This is a genomic window from Acidaminobacterium chupaoyuni, assembly GCF_047936785.1.
In the GTDB taxonomy this organism is placed as follows: domain Bacteria; phylum Bacillota; class Clostridia; order Oscillospirales; family Butyricicoccaceae; genus Acidaminobacterium; species Acidaminobacterium chupaoyuni.
Genome location: NZ_CP176394.1, coordinates 219,044 through 234,866, shown reverse-complemented (window position 1 = coordinate 234,866; position 15,823 = coordinate 219,044). Strand labels below are relative to the sequence as shown.

At 47.2% G+C, this 15,823-nt stretch carries 15 protein-coding genes and 1 pseudogene; 9 read left to right on the top strand and 7 right to left on the bottom strand.

Translation table 11 applies throughout. The features are described 5' to 3' along the window. Positions 1 to 30: 30 nt before the first annotated feature. Entirely contained in the window at positions 31 to 258 is a 228-nt protein-coding gene (locus ACJA3I_RS01180; protein ID WP_458862939.1) for a restriction endonuclease subunit S, read from the bottom strand. Between the two features lie 122 nt (positions 259 to 380). Here ACJA3I_RS01180 and istA point away from each other — a divergent pair, with 122 nt between their 5' ends. Both istA and istB read left to right on the top strand, forming a co-directional pair. Then, positions 381 to 1,598: an IS21 family transposase gene (istA, locus tag ACJA3I_RS01175; RefSeq protein ID WP_458862938.1), complete on the top strand. Its 1,218-nt coding sequence runs from the start codon at positions 381 to 383 to the stop codon at positions 1,596 to 1,598. A gap of 31 nt (positions 1,599 to 1,629) precedes the next feature. Beyond that, positions 1,630 to 2,373: an IS21-like element helper ATPase IstB gene (gene istB / locus ACJA3I_RS01170; protein ID WP_458863809.1), complete on the top strand. Its 744-nt coding sequence runs from the start codon at positions 1,630 to 1,632 to the stop codon at positions 2,371 to 2,373. A gap of 13 nt (positions 2,374 to 2,386) precedes the next feature. Here the strand turns inward: istB and ACJA3I_RS01165 are convergent, their stop codons facing one another. Continuing rightward, entirely contained in the window at positions 2,387 to 2,698 is a 312-nt protein-coding gene (locus ACJA3I_RS01165; RefSeq protein WP_458862937.1) for a restriction endonuclease subunit S domain-containing protein, read from the bottom strand. Between the two features lie 177 nt (positions 2,699 to 2,875). Here ACJA3I_RS01165 and ACJA3I_RS01160 point away from each other — a divergent pair, with 177 nt between their 5' ends. The 6 genes and pseudogenes from ACJA3I_RS01160 to ACJA3I_RS01135 all read left to right on the top strand — a co-directional run. Continuing rightward, positions 2,876 to 3,091 carry a helix-turn-helix domain-containing protein gene (locus ACJA3I_RS01160; RefSeq protein WP_458862936.1) on the top strand — a complete coding sequence of 72 codons (216 nt, stop codon included), beginning with the start codon at positions 2,876 to 2,878 and terminating at the stop codon, positions 3,089 to 3,091. A 94-nt stretch (positions 3,092 to 3,185) separates the two neighbouring features. Beyond that, entirely contained in the window at positions 3,186 to 5,750 is a 2,565-nt protein-coding gene (locus ACJA3I_RS01155) for a type I restriction-modification system subunit M (protein WP_458862935.1), read from the top strand. Beyond that, positions 5,750 to 6,925: a restriction endonuclease subunit S gene (locus ACJA3I_RS01150; protein ID WP_458862934.1), complete on the top strand. Its 1,176-nt coding sequence runs from the start codon at positions 5,750 to 5,752 to the stop codon at positions 6,923 to 6,925. Before ACJA3I_RS01155 ends, ACJA3I_RS01150 begins: the two co-directional genes overlap by 1 nt. 19 nt (positions 6,926 to 6,944) lie before the next feature. Continuing rightward, the gene (locus tag ACJA3I_RS01145; RefSeq protein WP_458862933.1) at positions 6,945 to 10,118 is read left to right on the top strand and encodes a type I restriction endonuclease subunit R; all 3,174 of its coding nucleotides are present in this window, start codon (positions 6,945 to 6,947) and stop codon (positions 10,116 to 10,118) included. 12 nt (positions 10,119 to 10,130) lie between these two features. Then, a complete protein-coding gene (locus ACJA3I_RS01140) occupies positions 10,131 to 10,475 on the top strand; it encodes a restriction endonuclease subunit S domain-containing protein (protein ID WP_458862932.1) in 345 nt (114 codons plus the stop codon). Next, positions 10,471 to 11,244, top strand: a pseudogene (locus ACJA3I_RS01135) (site-specific integrase); the annotation flags it as partial. The gene ACJA3I_RS01140 and the pseudogene ACJA3I_RS01135, both read left to right, overlap by 5 nt. 152 nt (positions 11,245 to 11,396) lie before the next feature. On the opposite strand, the gene ACJA3I_RS01130 reads toward ACJA3I_RS01135, so the two are convergent. Continuing rightward, positions 11,397 to 11,639 (bottom strand): hypothetical protein, encoded by a 243-nt coding sequence (locus ACJA3I_RS01130; RefSeq protein ID WP_458862931.1) that lies wholly within the window; start codon positions 11,637 to 11,639, stop codon positions 11,397 to 11,399. 12 nt (positions 11,640 to 11,651) lie between these two features. Further along, complete coding sequence (locus tag ACJA3I_RS01125; RefSeq protein ID WP_458862930.1) at positions 11,652 to 12,119, bottom strand: SLOG family protein; 468 nt, start codon at positions 12,117 to 12,119, stop codon at positions 11,652 to 11,654. 114 nt (positions 12,120 to 12,233) lie between these two features. On the opposite strand from ACJA3I_RS01125, the gene ACJA3I_RS01120 reads away from it, so the two are divergent. Continuing rightward, on the top strand, positions 12,234 to 12,476 hold the full coding sequence (locus tag ACJA3I_RS01120; RefSeq protein ID WP_458862929.1) for a helix-turn-helix domain-containing protein: 243 nt from the start codon (positions 12,234 to 12,236) through the stop codon (positions 12,474 to 12,476). A gap of 153 nt (positions 12,477 to 12,629) precedes the next feature. On the opposite strand, the gene ACJA3I_RS01115 is transcribed toward ACJA3I_RS01120, so the two are convergent. The 3 genes from ACJA3I_RS01115 to ACJA3I_RS01105 are packed head-to-tail and all read right to left on the bottom strand — an operon-like array spanning position 12,630 to position 15,735. Then, positions 12,630 to 12,899, bottom strand: a complete 270-nt coding sequence (locus tag ACJA3I_RS01115) for a helix-turn-helix domain-containing protein (RefSeq protein ID WP_458862928.1) — start codon at positions 12,897 to 12,899, stop codon at positions 12,630 to 12,632. Positions 12,900 to 12,911: 12 nt separating this feature from the next. Beyond that, on the bottom strand, positions 12,912 to 14,729 hold the full coding sequence (locus ACJA3I_RS01110; protein WP_458862927.1) for a VirD4-like conjugal transfer protein, CD1115 family: 1,818 nt from the start codon (positions 14,727 to 14,729) through the stop codon (positions 12,912 to 12,914). A gap of 13 nt (positions 14,730 to 14,742) precedes the next feature. Continuing rightward, positions 14,743 to 15,735, bottom strand: a complete 993-nt coding sequence (locus ACJA3I_RS01105) for a DUF3991 and toprim domain-containing protein (RefSeq protein ID WP_458862926.1) — start codon at positions 15,733 to 15,735, stop codon at positions 14,743 to 14,745. Positions 15,736 to 15,823: the final 88 nt, after the last annotated feature.

The following is a 15,823-nucleotide window of genomic DNA, read 5'->3' as shown; positions in this document are numbered from 1 at the left end:
CCGCTGGGCGGAGATATGGCAGTCCTATTATTAGTCCTTACGCTGATGAAGGGTGATAAGGTTGTCGAGTTCTTTGAAATATGTCCCAATTCTTCGCTGTTCAACTAAATCTGGGAGCATTATTTCCATATCTTCTATGTCTCCAGAATTATATGAAGGTAAAGCTCCGACCTGCACTAATTTTGTCAAATCAACGGTCTCAAACAATGACTTTGCAAAGTCAGAATCCCAAGAGTCAGCATTTAAGGAATAAGCCATTGTGTTGTTATCCAAAAGGATGTAATCGCCGGAGTATAATTGACCGAAATCGCCGGTGAAAATTGACCCACTCAAGAATAACGGCTACCATGGCGTAAAGAAATGCCATGGAGGTAGGCCGGATGCTAAGGAGTGGAACAATTCTTATGATACGGGAAAAAGCACAGGGCGGGAAAAGCGCCTACGCCATCGGCAAGGAGCTCAGAATATCCAAGAATACCGCCCACAAGTACATCGAGCACAAGGAAGACGCGCCGGTAAAAATTGACCGTTTCTCCAAGCTGGATGCATACAAACCGCAGCTCGATGAACTCATGAACCAGGGAATATTCAACTGTGTGGTTCTGCTGGAAAGACTGCGGAGCGCCGGTTACAGCGGAGGAATCTCAATTCTCAAGGAGTATGTGCATCCATACCGACCGGCGAAAGTACTGCCTGCCGTGCGGCGTTACGAGACACCGGCGGGCAAGCAGGCACAGATGGATTGGGGCATCTGCCATTACACGGACAGTAGCGGGATGCTTCACAAGGTACCGGCGTTTGTGATGATTCTCGGAAAATCCCGCGTGAAGTACACGGAATTCACCAGCCGGTGCGATTTAAGCAGTCTGGAACGGTGTATTGTCAACGCATTTTCGTATTTCGGCGGCATGCCGGAGAATGTGCTCACCGACAACATGAAGACCGTCGTGACGGGGCGTGAGGCCGGAAATCCCATTTGGAATACGCGGTTCGCAGACTTTGCCGCAGAGCTTGGATTTGTGCCAAAGGTGTGCCATATTCGTTCTCCGCAGACCAAGGGTAAGGTGGAACGACTGGTGCGGTATGTGAAAGATAACTTTCTGCCCGGCAGACAATTCGAGGACCTGGAGGATTTGAATCGGCAGGCGCTTTGCTGGTGCCGGCAGGCCGACGGAAAAGTCCATCACACTACCGGGAAAATTCCGCTGCAGGAATTGGTGAATGAAGGCTTGCGGAAACTGCCGCCGCGGGAAACGCTGGACAAATACCGCTGGGAGACGCGGAGCGTCACGCGCGACGGTATGGTCAGTTTTGACGGCGTCCGTTACGGCGTGCCGTGGCAATATAGCGGCAAGGAAGTACGCGTCCGCTTGTGCGCCGGTTACCTTGAAATCTACTATGGCGAGGTACTGCTGGCAAAACACAAGGCGCAATACCGTTCCGGCAACGTCGTTTTCCTGCGGGGACAGTACAGTGGCCTCGCGGAAAGAAACGGCGTCCCCGTAACCTTTCCATGTGCCAGACAGCAGAACGGCACCGTTGAGGTACGCGAGCTGAGTGTTTATGATCAACTGCTGGGAGGTGCTTCCTGTGGTTGAACTGGAACATGCCCGGGAGCTGCTCGGCAACATGGGTCTTGAAACCGCTGCTACGCTTCTGGATGCGCAGATGGAGCGATCATTGCACGCGGAGCATACCTATGCTCAGTTCCTGAACGAGCTCTTAACCTCCGAGCAACAGGAACGCGGCCGGAAGGGTGAGGAAATGCGGACAAAGCTGGCCCGCCTTCCAAACCGAAAAAGTTTGGAGGAATTCGACTTCAGCTTTCAGCCTTCCATCGACAAACGGCAGATTGACGAGCTGGCCACTCTGGCCTTTGCCGCCCGTGCGGAAAATATTGTTCTGCTGGGGCCGCCCGGCGTCGGCAAGACCCATCTGGCTGTTGGCCTTTCCATGAGGGCTCTGAAAGCCGGCCTGACGGTTTACTACACGAGCTTGGCACGCCTCATTGAGGATCTCAAGCGGGCATTGGAGCAGAACCGGCTGGAGAGGCGCTGGCGGGTCTATCTGCGACCGGCAATCCTCGTCATCGACGAGGTCGGGTACATGCAGCTAAACCGCCAGGAGGCCGAGCTTTTCTTCCGGCTGGTGTCCGAACGCTACGAGCACGGCAGCATCATCCTGACCAGCAACAAATACTTCAGCGACTGGGGCGAGCTGCTCAGCGACACGGTAATTGCTACGGCGTTGCTCGACAGGCTGCTGCATCACGCCCATGTGATCAATATCCGTGGGCAGACTTACCGGCTGAAAGATCGGCTCAAGGCCGGCATTCAGACAGTTCCGCCGGCGGATATTCCGGCGGTAGTGTGACCGGCGATGTGGGTCATTTCCGACCGGCGTTTTCGGTCAAAATAGTTCCGGCGTTGACAAGGAACGGAAAACGGCATAAACGCTTGCGATTAAGCATCACAGCCGCACCAACTTTTGCAAAGAAAATTGCAGGAAGCTCACTAATTGGAGTCCATTTATGAGCAGTGATTTGAGCAGGCGAAACATAGTTGTTTGCTACTATCATTTCATTCTCATTTCCATCAGTATTCATATCTGAAACCTTAAAAAATGGGATGCCTGATACTCCGCCTTGCTCAATGTCTGGAAAGCCTATACCAGAACGAGCCTTACCGACTTCCCCCAACTTACGCTGTTCCCAAGCTATTTCCTTATTCCGAAGTGTTCCAAAGCGCTTTCATACTACGATTTTTCAAAATGAAGTCCGAAATATCAGAGATAACATTTGTAATTTCGAAGAAAAACCGATATAATACAAGAGTATATTCACTTACTCTCACTCAGAGCGAAAGGAAGGTAGACAATGGCAGTCAGCTACAAAAAACTATGGCATATACTTCTCGACCGAGATATGAAAAAGAAAGACTTGCAATCTGCTGCCGGATTGACGGCTTATGCGATAAACAAGCTTTCAAAAAACGAAGATGTGACTACTGAAATTCTGGGAAAGATTTGCAAAGCGCTCGATTGCAGCACGGAAGATATTATGGAGTTTTTGCCGGATGATTTAGAGTCCTGATTATGGGACAGTAATGATGATAGAATTAGTATGGGTAGCAGTGGAAAGATACTGCCCCATTACAGAATAAACGAATGGGAAGGAACAAACCAAGATGAACAAGCAGCAATTGGCTAATAAGATTTGGGAATCTGCAAATAAAATGCGTTCCAAGATTGAAGCAAACGAATACAAAGACTATATTCTCGGCTTCATTTTCTACAAATATCTGTCTGATACTGAAATTAAGTTTCTGAAAGAGAATGATTACACGGACGAATTGCTACCCACTGTGACGGAAGAAGATGCTGACACCGTGAAATGGGTTCAGCAAAATATCGGTTATTTCATTTCCTACACTGACCTCTTTTCTACTTGGATCAGTATGGGAAAGGACTTTGATGTATCAAATGTTCGTGACGCATTATCTGCCTTCAGCCGCTTAATCAGTCCGTCACACAAGAAAGTGTTTGACGGCGTTTTCGACACCATTCAAACAGGGCTGAGCAAACTCGGCGACAGCTCCGGCTCTCAAACAAAATCAATCAGCGGACTGCTACAGCTTATCAAGGATATTCCTATGGATGGAAAGCAGGACTACGATGTTCTCGGCTTTATTTATGAGTATTTGATAAGTATGTTTGCTGCAAATGCAGGCAAAAAAGCCGGAGAGTTCTATACGCCACACGAAGTATCACTCCTGATGTCGGAAATTGTCGCTAACCATTTGAAAGGCAAAACCGAAATCAAGATTTACGACCCGACAAGCGGTTCCGGTTCCTTGCTTATTAACATCGGACGCAGCGTAGCCAAATATATCAGCGACTCCGACAACATCAAATACTATGCACAAGAATTGAAAGAAAACACCTATAACCTCACTCGTATGAACCTCGTTATGCGTGGCATCAAACCTGACAACATCGTAACACGAAATGGAGATACGCTTGAGGAAGACTGGCCGTATTTCGATGAAAACGACCCGGTAAATACATATAACCCTCTTTATGTGGACGCCGTTGTATCAAATCCTCCGTATTCGCAAGTATGGGATCCGACTAACAAAGAGGCAGACCCCCGATATGCCCGTTTTGGTCTTGCTCCAAAAGGAAAAGCCGACTATGCTTTCCTGCTTCACGATTTGTTCCATATCAGACCGGACGGCATTATGACCATTGTACTTCCTCACGGAGTCCTTTTCCGTGGCGGTGAAGAAGGCACAATCCGCAAAAACCTGATTGAGAACAACCACATTGACACCATTATCGGACTTCCTGCAAATATCTTTTTCGGTACAGGTATTCCTACAATCATAATGGTGTTGAAGCAAAAGCGTGAAAACACTGATGTTTTAATTGTTGATGCTTCCAAAGGGTTTATCAAGGAGGGCAAGAACAACAAACTGAGAGCTTCTGACATCAAGAGAATTGCAGATACTGTAACACGGCGTATCAGCGTTCCGAAGCTCTCAAGAGTAGTGAGCCGTGAGGAAATCCGCAGTAACGAATACAATCTGAATATCCCTCGCTATGTAGATTCTTCTGAGAGTGCAGAAAGCTGGGACATCTATGCTTCTATGTTCGGAGGAATCCCGAAAAGTGAGATAGATGAGCTGTCTGCCTTTTGGTCTGCGTTCCCGAATTTGAAGGCGGCATTATTCACGGATGACGGAACTCCGTATGTTACTGTTGCCGCTGCGGATATAAAGTCAGCAATCAAAACAAATGCGGATGTAGTTAGCTTTGAAAATGTCTACAATACTGCTTTTTCTGATTTCGCAGCTTTTCTCAAACAGAAATTGATTGATGAAGTTTCATCGGTGGAAATCAACCGCGCCGAAGCGGTGATCAGCGAAGATATTTTCGCTCGTTTAGCAGGCATTCCTCTTATAGACGGCTATGAAGCCTATCAGCTGTTGGATGATGAATGGACACGCATCGCTATTGATTTGGAAATCATTCAAACAGAGGGCTTTGCTGCGACGAAAAAGGTTGACCCAAACCTTGTCCTGAAGAAGAAGGATGGCAAAGACCAAGAAGTACAAGAAGGTTGGGTTGGTCATATTATGCCGTTTGAGCTTGTGCAGGCTACGCTCCTTCGTGATGAAAAAGCCGAACTGTCGCAAATGGAAAGCCGCCTTGCTGAAATACCGTCTGCCTATGAAGAAATTGCCGATATGCTCACGGAAGAAGAAAAAGAAGGCGATTTCTATGCCGATGATTCTTTTGTAGACAAAGAGGTTACAAAAAAACTGAAAGAACTGAGGACAGAGAGAACACCGGAAGCCGTCCAGTTGAAGGAAAAGCTGAATCGTGTTGATAAACTTATGCAGGAAGAAAAGGAACTAAAGGCTCAAATCAAGAAAGCCGATGCCGCACTTCAGGCAAAGACGAAAACAGTGATTGAAGGGTTGTCCGATGAGCAGGTTCGGATGCTGCTTGAAAAGAAATGGATTGACACACTCGTTTCAAACCTGAGAAAGATGCCGGATACGCTGATAGACACTCTTGTAAGCAAAATTCAGGCTCTTGAAAGCAAGTACAGCACCACTTTCTTTGAAGTCGAAACTCAGATTCAGGATACGGAAACACAATTAGCATCAATGATTAATGAACTTGACGGTAGCGAGTTTGATTTGAAAGGACTCAGCGAGCTCAAATCGCTGTTGGCGGGTAAATAATGATGGAAAATACGAAAAAACCTGCTATCAGATTCAAAGGTTATACGGAAGCTTGGGAACAGCGTAAGGCAAAGGAGATATGCTCGATTGGTACTGGAAAAAGCAATACACAAGATCAAGTAGACGATGGAAAGTACCCATTTTATATCAGGTCTGATGTTCCTGTTAGAAGCAATAAATATCTCTATGACTGCGAAGCGGTTATAACCATTGGCGACGGGAACATTGGAAAAGTATTTCACTATGTCAACGGCAAGTTTGATCTACACCAAAGATGCTATAAAATGACGGATTTCAAGGATATTTGGGGTAAGTATTTTTTCTATTATTTCTCAACCAAATTCTACGATCGAGCAATGAAAATGACCGCCAAGGCAACGGTTGATTCTGTCCGTCTTGAAATGATTTCTGAAATGGATATTAAAAAGCCTCCTCAGATTTCCGAGCAAAAACAAATTGCTGAGTTCTTTGCTAACCTCGACAACCTTATCACCCTTCATCAGCGTAAGTGTGACAGGTTGCAGAATGTCAAAAAGTCGATGCTTGAAAAAATGTTTCCGAAATCCGGAAGCAAATTTCCGGAAATTCGTTTCAAGGGATTTACTGAAGCTTGGGAACAGCGTAAGTTGGGTGAAGTGTGTTCAATTTCATCTGGTGTCATGGGAAATTCACTTCTTACTGACGGAAAATATCGTCTAACGAGAATTGAGACTATTTCGGAAGGCGTGGTGGATGAAACACGAGTTGGATATACGAACTTTAGGCCAGATGATTCATACTTGCTAAATGAAGGAGACGTTCTTTATAGCAACATTAACTCGATAACGCACATGGGGAAAGTGGCAAAATATAAAGGAAATTCAACCCTTTACCACGGAATCAACCTTCTGAGGTTGGCTCCTAAAGACGGTTTATTCTCGAATTTTCTTCTGTATTTACTGAATACGGAAAGCAAAAGAAATTGGGCAAGAGCGCATGCAAATCAAGCAGTTAGTCAAGCAAGCATAAACCAGACATTGCTGGGATCACAGCATATTATGATATGTGGACTTGAAGAACAGAAAGAGATTGGACGTTTCTTGTCCGATCTCGATAACCTTATCACCCTTCATCAGCGTAAGTTGGAAAAGCTGAAAAACATCAAAAAATCAATGCTTGAAAAGATGTTTGTTTGACTTGGGAAGGAGAATCACTATGGCGTTTGCAAAAGAAGCTGATTTTGAAGAAGCTTTAATAAAAATCCTTTCCAACAAAGGATGGGAAAAAGAAGTTCTGAGCCACCCAACGGAACAGGACTTGATAGATAACTGGGCAAAAATCCTCTACGAGAATAACAGAGGGATTGACCGACTGAACAACTACCCGCTTACAAACGGCGAAATGCAGCAGATCATTGAGCAAATCAACACTCTGCGCACACCCTTGAAGCTGAACAGCTTTATCAATGGTAAAACCGTTTCGATAAAAAGAGATAATCCTGATGATGTTGCTCATTTGGGCAAGGAAGTCAGCCTGAAAATCTACGACCGCAGAGAAATCGCAGCCGGCCAAAGCCGTTATCAAATTGTTCAACAACCCCTATTCCCAACAAAATCAAAGATACTCAATGATCGTCGTGGAGATTTAATGCTTCTGATTAACGGTATGCCTGTTATTCATATCGAACTCAAGAAAAGCGGTATCCCGGTCAGTCAAGCGTGTAATCAGATTGAAAAGTATGCTCACGAGGGCATTTTTACAGGATTGTTTTCTCTTGTGCAAATCTTTGTTGCTATGACGCCGGAAAGCAGCAGGTACTTTGCAAATCCGGGACCGGATGGGAAATTTAACCCAGACTATTATTTCAACTGGGCGGATTTTGACAACGAACCGATAAACGACTGGAAAACCATTGCCTCCAATCTTCTCTCTATCCCGATGGCTCATCAGATGATTGGCTTCTACACCGTTGCCGACAACTCCGATGGGGTTCTGAAAGTAATGCGCAGCTATCAGTTCTATGCCGCAAGTGCAATCTCTGATAAGGTATCCAAAACCCATTGGGAAAAAGGAAACCAGCGTGGCGGATATATCTGGCACACTACCGGCTCCGGAAAAACGATGACTTCTTTTAAGTCGGCTCAGCTGATTGCAAACTCTAAGGATGCAGATAAGGTTATTTTTCTTACTGACCGTATCGAGCTTGGCACACAGTCGCTGAAAGAATACAGAGCCTTTGCCGATGAGAATGAAAGTGTTCAGGCGACGGAAAACACATATGTCCTCATAACCAAACTCAAAAGCATAGACGCAGCGGACACTCTGATCGTTACCTCCATTCAGAAAATGAGTAACATTAAGAGCGAAGAAGGCGGCTTGAATGCTCACGATCTTGAAACCATCAACAAGAAACGGATTGTGTTCATTGTAGATGAAGCCCATCGCTCCACTTTCGGAGATATGCTTATTACCATCAAGGAAACCTTTCCGAACGCCATCTTCTTTGGTTTTACCGGAACACCGATTCAGGAGGAAAACCAAAAGAAAGGTAGTATGACACTGGATGTTTTCGGAGATGAGCTTCACAGATATAGTATAGCGGATGGCATCCGGGATAAGAATGTTCTCGGCTTTGACCCCTATAAGGTTCTGACTTTCAAAGATTCCGATGTTCGCAGACAAGTGGCGCTGGAAAAAGCAAAAGCCGCCAATGTAGATGAAGCCTTGAATGACCCGAAAAAGGCATCTATCTACTACAAATACTTGGATAAAGCACAGGTGCCGATGGCTGGCTATATTGGAAATGACGGGAAGTATGTCAGAGGAATTGAAGACGAAATACCTTTCTCTCAATATAGAACTGAAGAACACAGAGCGAAGGTGGTTGAGGATATTCTCGACAAATGGCAAGACCTGAGCCACAACAGTAAATTCCACGCAATCTTTGCCACAAGCAGTATTCCGGAAGCCATTGAATACTACCGCTTATTTAAGGCACAAAAGCCCTCGTTGCGAGTATCCTGCTTGTTTGACCCAAATATCAGCAACGAGGATGGCGATTACAAGGAATATAAAGGGACAAAAATCGCTCTTTTCAAGGAAGCCGGATTAGTCGAAATCATTACAGATTATAACGCAATGTTTGAGCAGGACTTTTCGATTGCTTCACACGCTGCATTTAAGAAAGATATATCCTTCCGCTTGGCTCATAAAGAGCAATACAAATGGATTGACAATTCGCCTGAAAAGCAGCTAAACCTACTGATTGTCGTTGACCAAATGCTCACCGGATTTGACTCCAAGTGGGTGAATACGCTTTATATGGATAAGATGCTTGAGTATGAAAACATCATTCAGGCATTTTCCAGAACGAACCGCTTGTTTGGCCCCGATAAGCCATTTGGCACGATCCGGTATTACCGCAAGCCGCACACAATGGAAAAGAACATAGAGGCGGCAGTCAAGCTCTACTCCGGAGATAAGCCAATCGGTTTATTTGTTGAGAAGCTCGGCTACAACATAGAAAAGATGAATGACATCTATGAGGAAATTGCAGATCTGTTTAAGAACGCAGGGGTTCCGGACTTTGAAAAACTTCCGAGCGAACCGACAGTCAAAGCTAAATTTGCTTCTTTGTACAGAGATTTCAATGCTTTCCTCGAAGCGGCAAAGGTTCAGGGCTTCACTTGGAAAGAGTACACTTATATTGACGAAAGCACAGGTGAAGTATTAACCGCAACCCCGGACTTCGATGAGACAGATTATCTGATTCTTGCACAGAGATATAAAGAACTATCTGCTCCGGTTGATCCTCCTGAGCCGGGTGGTGGCGTTGAAGATGTTCCGTATGATTTAGTCGGCTATCTGACTGAAATAGACACCGGACGCATAGACGCTGATTATATGAACAGTAGATTTGACAAGTATCTGAAGCTGATTCATCAGGATGATGCCACAGTCGAAGCACAGGAGCAGGCACTCACCGAGCTGCACAAGACCTTTGCTGCACTTTCTCAGGAAGAACAGAAATATGCAAATATCTTCCTGCACGATGTTCAGAGGGGTGATGTAGTCGTTGAGGACGGCAAATCTCTGCGAGATTATATAACCGATTATCTGTATCGAGCCAAGAATGACCAGATTCATCAATTTGCCGAAACCTTTGGCATTGATGAGGATAAACTTCGGAATATGATGGGTTTGAACTTGTCTGAGAACAACATCAATGAGTTTGGACGATTTGACGAGTTGAAACGCACCTTTGACAAGGTAAAAGCCAAAGCGTATTTTGAGTTGGCTGAGGGCATAAAACTCATTCCACCCAAGGTTAATATGAAAATGGACAATCTACTCCGAGATTTCATATTAAAGGGCGGTTTTGAGCTGTAAAAACCAAATTTTATGAAGCACAAAATAGTGGCTTTACAGCCGAAAGATGAATATTATTCAGAAACAGGTAGAGAGTCAAGGATTGTCCTTGGCTCTTTTCCTTTATCTTGGGAACAGCGTAAGTTGGGGGAACTTGCCGAGTTTAGCAAAGGTCAGGGGTACACAAAATCCGATTTACGAGAGTCAGGAATACCGATTATTCTATATGGTCGGCTCTATACCAAATATCAGCCGATTATCAGAGAGGTTGATACTTTTGCCGACGCGACTCCCCAAGCTGTTTTTAGCAAAGGCGGAGAAGTGATTTTGCCATCGTCAGGAGAAACAGCAGAAGATACCCGAACTCAAAGTGTGTGAACTGACACGCATAGTATATCAACAGCTTTTGAATGACTATGCCGAGTTCCACGAAAGACAGACAACGATGGATTTTCACCATCAACTGAAAGGGGCAATCCTTGACGCAGTGGATGAAGGTCTGATTGCTCGAGATCCTACAAGAAAAGCCATCATCAAAGGAAAAGCACCGAAACAGAAGAAGATGAAGTATCTGAACCAGTTTGAGTTGCATACACTGCTGACATCCCTTAATCTAAAGGGAGAAGTCAACTGGGATTGGTTCATTTTACTGGTTGCAAAAACAGGAATGAGGTTCTCCGAAGCAGTGGCTCTCACACCCAAGGATTTTGATTTCTCACATCAGACTCTTTCTATCAGCAAAACTTGGGATTACAAAGGGCAAGGCGGATTTCAGCCAACAAAGAACAAATCATCTGTACGGAAGATACAGATTGATTGGCAGACGGTTATCCAGTTTTCTGAGCTCGTTAAGGGACTGCCCGACAATCAGCCTATCTTCGTGAAGGGCAATATTTACAATTCGACTGTGAACGATTTATTGGCTCGGCATTGCAGTAGGCTCAATATTCCTGTAATATCCATCCACGGACTTCGGCACACGCACGCCTCCATTCTGCTCTTTGCTGGAGTTTCAATCGCAAGTGTGGCTCGTAGATTAGGTCACGCCAGTATGACAACGACTCAAAAAACATATTTACATATCATTCAGGAACTTGAAAATCAAGATGTAGACCTGGTTATGCGCTCACTGTCTGGATTGAGCTAATCAACACTTTATTCGGATTTCGCTGATAAAGGGGAAAAAGATGCTACCGTGTTAAGGTAGCATCTTTTATACTTTACAGAGTATGGACTTGCATTCTTGGTTTCATAAAGGCTCTAATATTTTCATTTAGCTGTACCAAAGACATATCCATTTTATTCCCCTCTTGTTTTTCTCCGGACTATATCTGCAGTGTACGCAATCAGTTCCTCTGGCGTCGGGATCTCTCCTTCACACGGAATGCTTTGCCAGAATGATTTTATCTTCGGATCCTCACTCACAAGCCCGTTAATCATTGAGACTTTAATTTGGAGCCTTACTTCTTCCACAGTTGCGTGATTCTTCTTTGCAATCTGCTCGATTGCTCGTTTGGCGCCATCTATCTTTTTCTTGTCCATATCGAAGCTCCCTCAAGCCAGATTGATAGTTTTGAGACCCTCTTTTTTTGCGTAGCCTACTGTGTGCGCCGTGCCGCCACTATCTTCTGTGAGATAGCAGACGCATACTGAGCTGTTGTCCACTAAGTAGCGGTTCCGTTTGAACATGCAGCCACTGGTGTATTCTTCAGAAGTGTATATGACATTGTCGCTCTTTCTCTTTATTTCTTCATAGCGCTGGATGTCATTTTTGTCCCAACCACGGGTTTGTGTTTTACAGGGAAGAGCAAGCGTGAGTTTGATTTGCGGATAGCTTTGTTTGATTTTCAGCACCGCCAGTTCTGCCATTGTGTCAAAACCGAGCGCGCCTCCAGCAAAGAAAGACACATAGCCAGCTGAAATAAGACCCATTATCTCTGCCCTAAGCCGCTCTGCAATTTGTTCAGATTGCATGGGCGGTATCTTTCTGTGCCCTGAAAAGCAGCAAGTTTTACTTCTCATCTCAAGCCTCCAAAATCCGACCAGTATCACGGACAATAATCAGGAAAATAATATCATACAATATCTTCAGTTGCAACCAATACTGGTCAATCATTTATGGAGGGAGGCAGCTGAATGGAGCAGAAAATACGGCGTGACCGAAATATGGGCGATAATCTGAGAAGGCTTAGAGACGCAAGCGGTCTTTCGCAGGAAAAGCTCTGTGCTGAACTTCAACGCCGGGGATGTGACATTGCGCGGAGTTGCTATGCGAAGTATGAAGCCGGTGAGTTGAATATTCGAGCCAGCGTCATTATCGAGCTCAAAAAAATCTATGGCTGCACCTATGATGATTTCTTTTTCGGATTAGAGGATTAAAACAAGTCTTCTGCTATCTTTCCTTTGTTCTTTCTCTGATGTTAACGTTCTCTGTTCAAATGGGTCCTTCAAGGTGGGTCATCATGAACCGCTCCCCGGTTCATCAAATGGCAACAGTACCCCCTTGGCGGAAGATTATATTTTTCGCCGGCGTTATGAGAGATCCTTTTTAACCAGATACATATTCGAACTGCTGCTACCGTTTTTTCGGTAGCGCAGTTCTTTTTTTAAATAACCATGCTGTACGAGATCCTGTAAAGCCCGTTTTACGGTGGAGCGTGAGATAGCCAGATCCTTTGCGATGGTGTTGATCCCCGGCCAGCAAGTACCGCTGGGGTTCGTCCTGTCGCGCAGGTACATATAAACAGACTTAGCCCTGTGAGGCAGTTCCTCTTGGGCGTATATAGATCCAAAATAACTCATACAAAACTCTCCTTACTGTGTACGGACAGGAGAGCGGCGCTGGCGCTGATTCTCCCGTTTTTGTTCAGCGGTCATAGTGTGCAGCATACCTCCATCCGCTTTTCCCACTGGCGCGTCGATATTGTCCTCTGACACACAGGATAGATGATGACGCACGATGCTCTGCTCCAGTTCAGTCTTGTCTGCATATGCCACCTTGCGCTGGGCTTTCTCTGGGACGGAGTATTGGTTATGGAAGACAATACCCCAATCAAGGAAAAGTCGCAGGCGCGTCTGCATGGGGTGCGTACCAGTCTTCATGACTACAAACTGGCCTTTGGGCAGAGACTTTAGTTCATCTGGCGTGAGTAGAGGGCGCTCCATCATCTGGAGCGATTGGCTGGGGTCGTTTTTGCTTCTGGAGATACTGCCGCTCATGACAGTGCGGCTGCCCAGCGCCTTGGACAGCACCTCGGCCGTCTGGCTGTTGGGGGCAAAGCCGCCAAAGATGGTGTCCTGGCAGTTGTCGACCACGATCTCCGCGCCCTCTTTTCCGTAATTCTTCTGAAGCTGACCGAAGCTCTGCACGATGGGAACCATGAGCAGGCCGCGTGAGCGGGAGGCGGAAAAGATAAGTTCCAGCGACTCGATGGGCGGAATGGTGCCCAGCTCGTCGCAATAGAACACCACGCGCTTCTTGAGTTTGCCTCCGTTCTCATCAGCCACGGCGAGGATCTCACGGTAGAGCTGCTGAATCATAAGGCTGACCATGAAATACTTTGTCAGATCTTCCTCGGGCAGTACGATAAAGATGGCGCTTTTTTCGTTGCAGAACTTCTCGGCGTCGATGGCTGTATCGAAACAGAGGATCTGCTCCATCTCACTATCAAGAAAAGCGTTGAGTCGAGATAGTACGGTTGACATGACCGAAGCCATAGCCTGTTCCGCACTGTTTAGGGCAGAGCCCGCAAACCATTTCGCCTTATGCTCCGGGGGAAGCTTGTCCATGAGGAGCTGGAACTGATTTTTTCCCTTGATGCGGGAGGGCGCCAACAGCTCCTGCACCATCTTGAACACGCTGATGATGTGCCGACGCTCGGTGTGATCCTCGTCAGAGGGCGGCATATACTCTGCCAGGAGCAAAATAACAGCGGTCAGAAGTCCTTCGGCGGAATCGTAGAAGAATGCGTTTTGTCCGTAGTTGGCGCTGTCGCCGGAGGAGTTGATGATGGTCTTGGAGATGATCTTGGCGTACTTCTCCGCTTTGGCTCTGGCAGAGAGATTCTCTGGCTCCCTGCGGTAGATATCCATGTAGCGGTTGACGAGGTGCAGCAAATTGTTGCCGTCAGAGCGGGTTGGGCTTCTGAGGTCGATGACGGAGATGCTGTACCCGTAATGCTCCTTGGCGATGGCGCCGTAGTTCCGGAACAGATCCCCCTTGGTGTCCGTGCATAAAAAAGACATCCCTGTGGCGCAGGCGTATTCGAGGTTGGGGTAAAGGAAGAACGCGGTCTTGCCCACGCCGGACGCGCCGATCATGAGGCAGTGGACGTCATCGGTATCTACCAGCGCCGTTACCTCGTTCTTTCTGCCCGTGCACCCGAGGATGATGCCCTGGTCTGTGGGCAGCTCCTTGCCTTGCCGCCACGCCTCGGGTCTGAACGGGATATGCTTGTAGGTCTGCTGTATCTCCTTTTTTGTTGCCCAGCGCGCCGTTCCGTGCTGGCCGTCGCCCACGGTCTTGCTCTTGATGCCGTTGAGGGTATAATAATGCGCCAGCAGGGACAGCCCGCCAATGACAGCAAACATGGCTGCGGCGATCCCTATCAGCAATAAAACTTGTGACTGCAATTCTCTGTTCACCTCATCCCATTTTCATCGTCAGTCCCTGCTCCTGTTCGTCTGCGGGAGCTGCCAGCATATCGTTCCAATCCTTCCGCTTGGGGAGCAGAGGGACGGCCTGTGTGTAGCCTCGCTCGGCGAGGATGCCGGTCAACCTGTCGACGGCTTTTCTGCCGGCGTCATCGCTGTCGAGGCAAAGGGCAATTTTTTGGAGCTGCGGATTCTGCTCCAGCATCCAGAGCATGGCGTGCTCCGCTGTGCCGCAGAGCGCCACATAGCTGTTCTCCCGCCAGTCCTTGGGATAGAGCGATATGAAGGACAGAAGATCGATGGGCGCTTCAAACACATAGAGCCGGTCGCCCGTCCCCGCAAGGTGAAAGCTGTACCGGGGGTCGCTGCCCTCAAGGTTGCCGCGGTAGCTCTGCCCCTGGGTGTAGAGTCCCCGCTTATGCCCGTGACGGGGAACGCCGTGTTCATCGAATCCGACGAACACGGCGTTGTGGTATTCCTTTGTCTTATCCTTGGAGAGCTCGCAGCTCTCGTACACCAGCTTCTCCCGCACGAAGGCGTCCAGCATCTCCCGGTCGATGCGGCGCTTTTGCAGAAGGTAGGCGTAGACCCGGCGCATATCCCCATTTGCTGGCGGCAGGGCGAAGGGCTTGCGCTCCGGTTCAGCCTCTTTCTTTGCCTGCTCATAAACGACGCCGCTCTCGCCGCCAAGGAGCCTCGTCACCGCCTCGGGGAAGGAAACGCCGTAGAAGCTCTGAACAAAGTCGATGGCGAGGCCGCCCTGCTCGGTGGCATGGTCGAACCATTGGTTGCCCCGCACAGTGATGCTGTGGTCGGAGGCGAGTCGCTTGTCCCTTCCGGACGGTATCAGCCTCTCGCCCTGCCGCCGCAGAAACTCAGTGAGGTCGACAGAGTTGGCCCGGAGTTTCTGCTCGTCTGTGAAATGAATATACTGTGCGATGACGCACACCTCCTTGTCGTATAATCGGCACACGCTGTGTGCCAAATCTATATGATCCGTGGATGCTCATTGCTTTTTGATTCACTACACACAGTGTATCGAATCAAAAGTGAAGCTGAAATCACAAATGCGC

Excerpts from the sequence above, each read along its gene's own strand:
- ACJA3I_RS01140 (WP_458862932.1), top strand. The coding sequence starts at position 10,131 with ATGAAGCACAAAATAGTGGCTTTACAGCCGAAAGATGAATATTATTCA.
- ACJA3I_RS01150 (WP_458862934.1), top strand. The coding sequence starts at position 5,750 with ATGATGGAAAATACGAAAAAACCTGCTATCAGATTCAAAGGTTATACG.
- ACJA3I_RS01130 (WP_458862931.1), bottom strand. The coding sequence starts at position 11,639 with ATGGACAAGAAAAAGATAGATGGCGCCAAACGAGCAATCGAGCAGATT.
- istB (WP_458863809.1), top strand. The coding sequence starts at position 1,630 with ATGGGTCTTGAAACCGCTGCTACGCTTCTGGATGCGCAGATGGAGCGA.
- ACJA3I_RS01155 (WP_458862935.1), top strand. The coding sequence starts at position 3,186 with ATGAACAAGCAGCAATTGGCTAATAAGATTTGGGAATCTGCAAATAAA.
- ACJA3I_RS01145 (WP_458862933.1), top strand. The coding sequence starts at position 6,945 with ATGGCGTTTGCAAAAGAAGCTGATTTTGAAGAAGCTTTAATAAAAATC.
- ACJA3I_RS01115 (WP_458862928.1), bottom strand. The coding sequence starts at position 12,899 with ATGAGTTATTTTGGATCTATATACGCCCAAGAGGAACTGCCTCACAGG.
- istA (WP_458862938.1), top strand. The coding sequence starts at position 381 with ATGCTAAGGAGTGGAACAATTCTTATGATACGGGAAAAAGCACAGGGC.
- ACJA3I_RS01180 (WP_458862939.1), bottom strand. The coding sequence starts at position 258 with ATGGCTTATTCCTTAAATGCTGACTCTTGGGATTCTGACTTTGCAAAG.
- ACJA3I_RS01125 (WP_458862930.1), bottom strand. The coding sequence starts at position 12,119 with ATGAGAAGTAAAACTTGCTGCTTTTCAGGGCACAGAAAGATACCGCCC.
- ACJA3I_RS01120 (WP_458862929.1), top strand. The coding sequence starts at position 12,234 with ATGGAGCAGAAAATACGGCGTGACCGAAATATGGGCGATAATCTGAGA.
- ACJA3I_RS01160 (WP_458862936.1), top strand. The coding sequence starts at position 2,876 with ATGGCAGTCAGCTACAAAAAACTATGGCATATACTTCTCGACCGAGAT.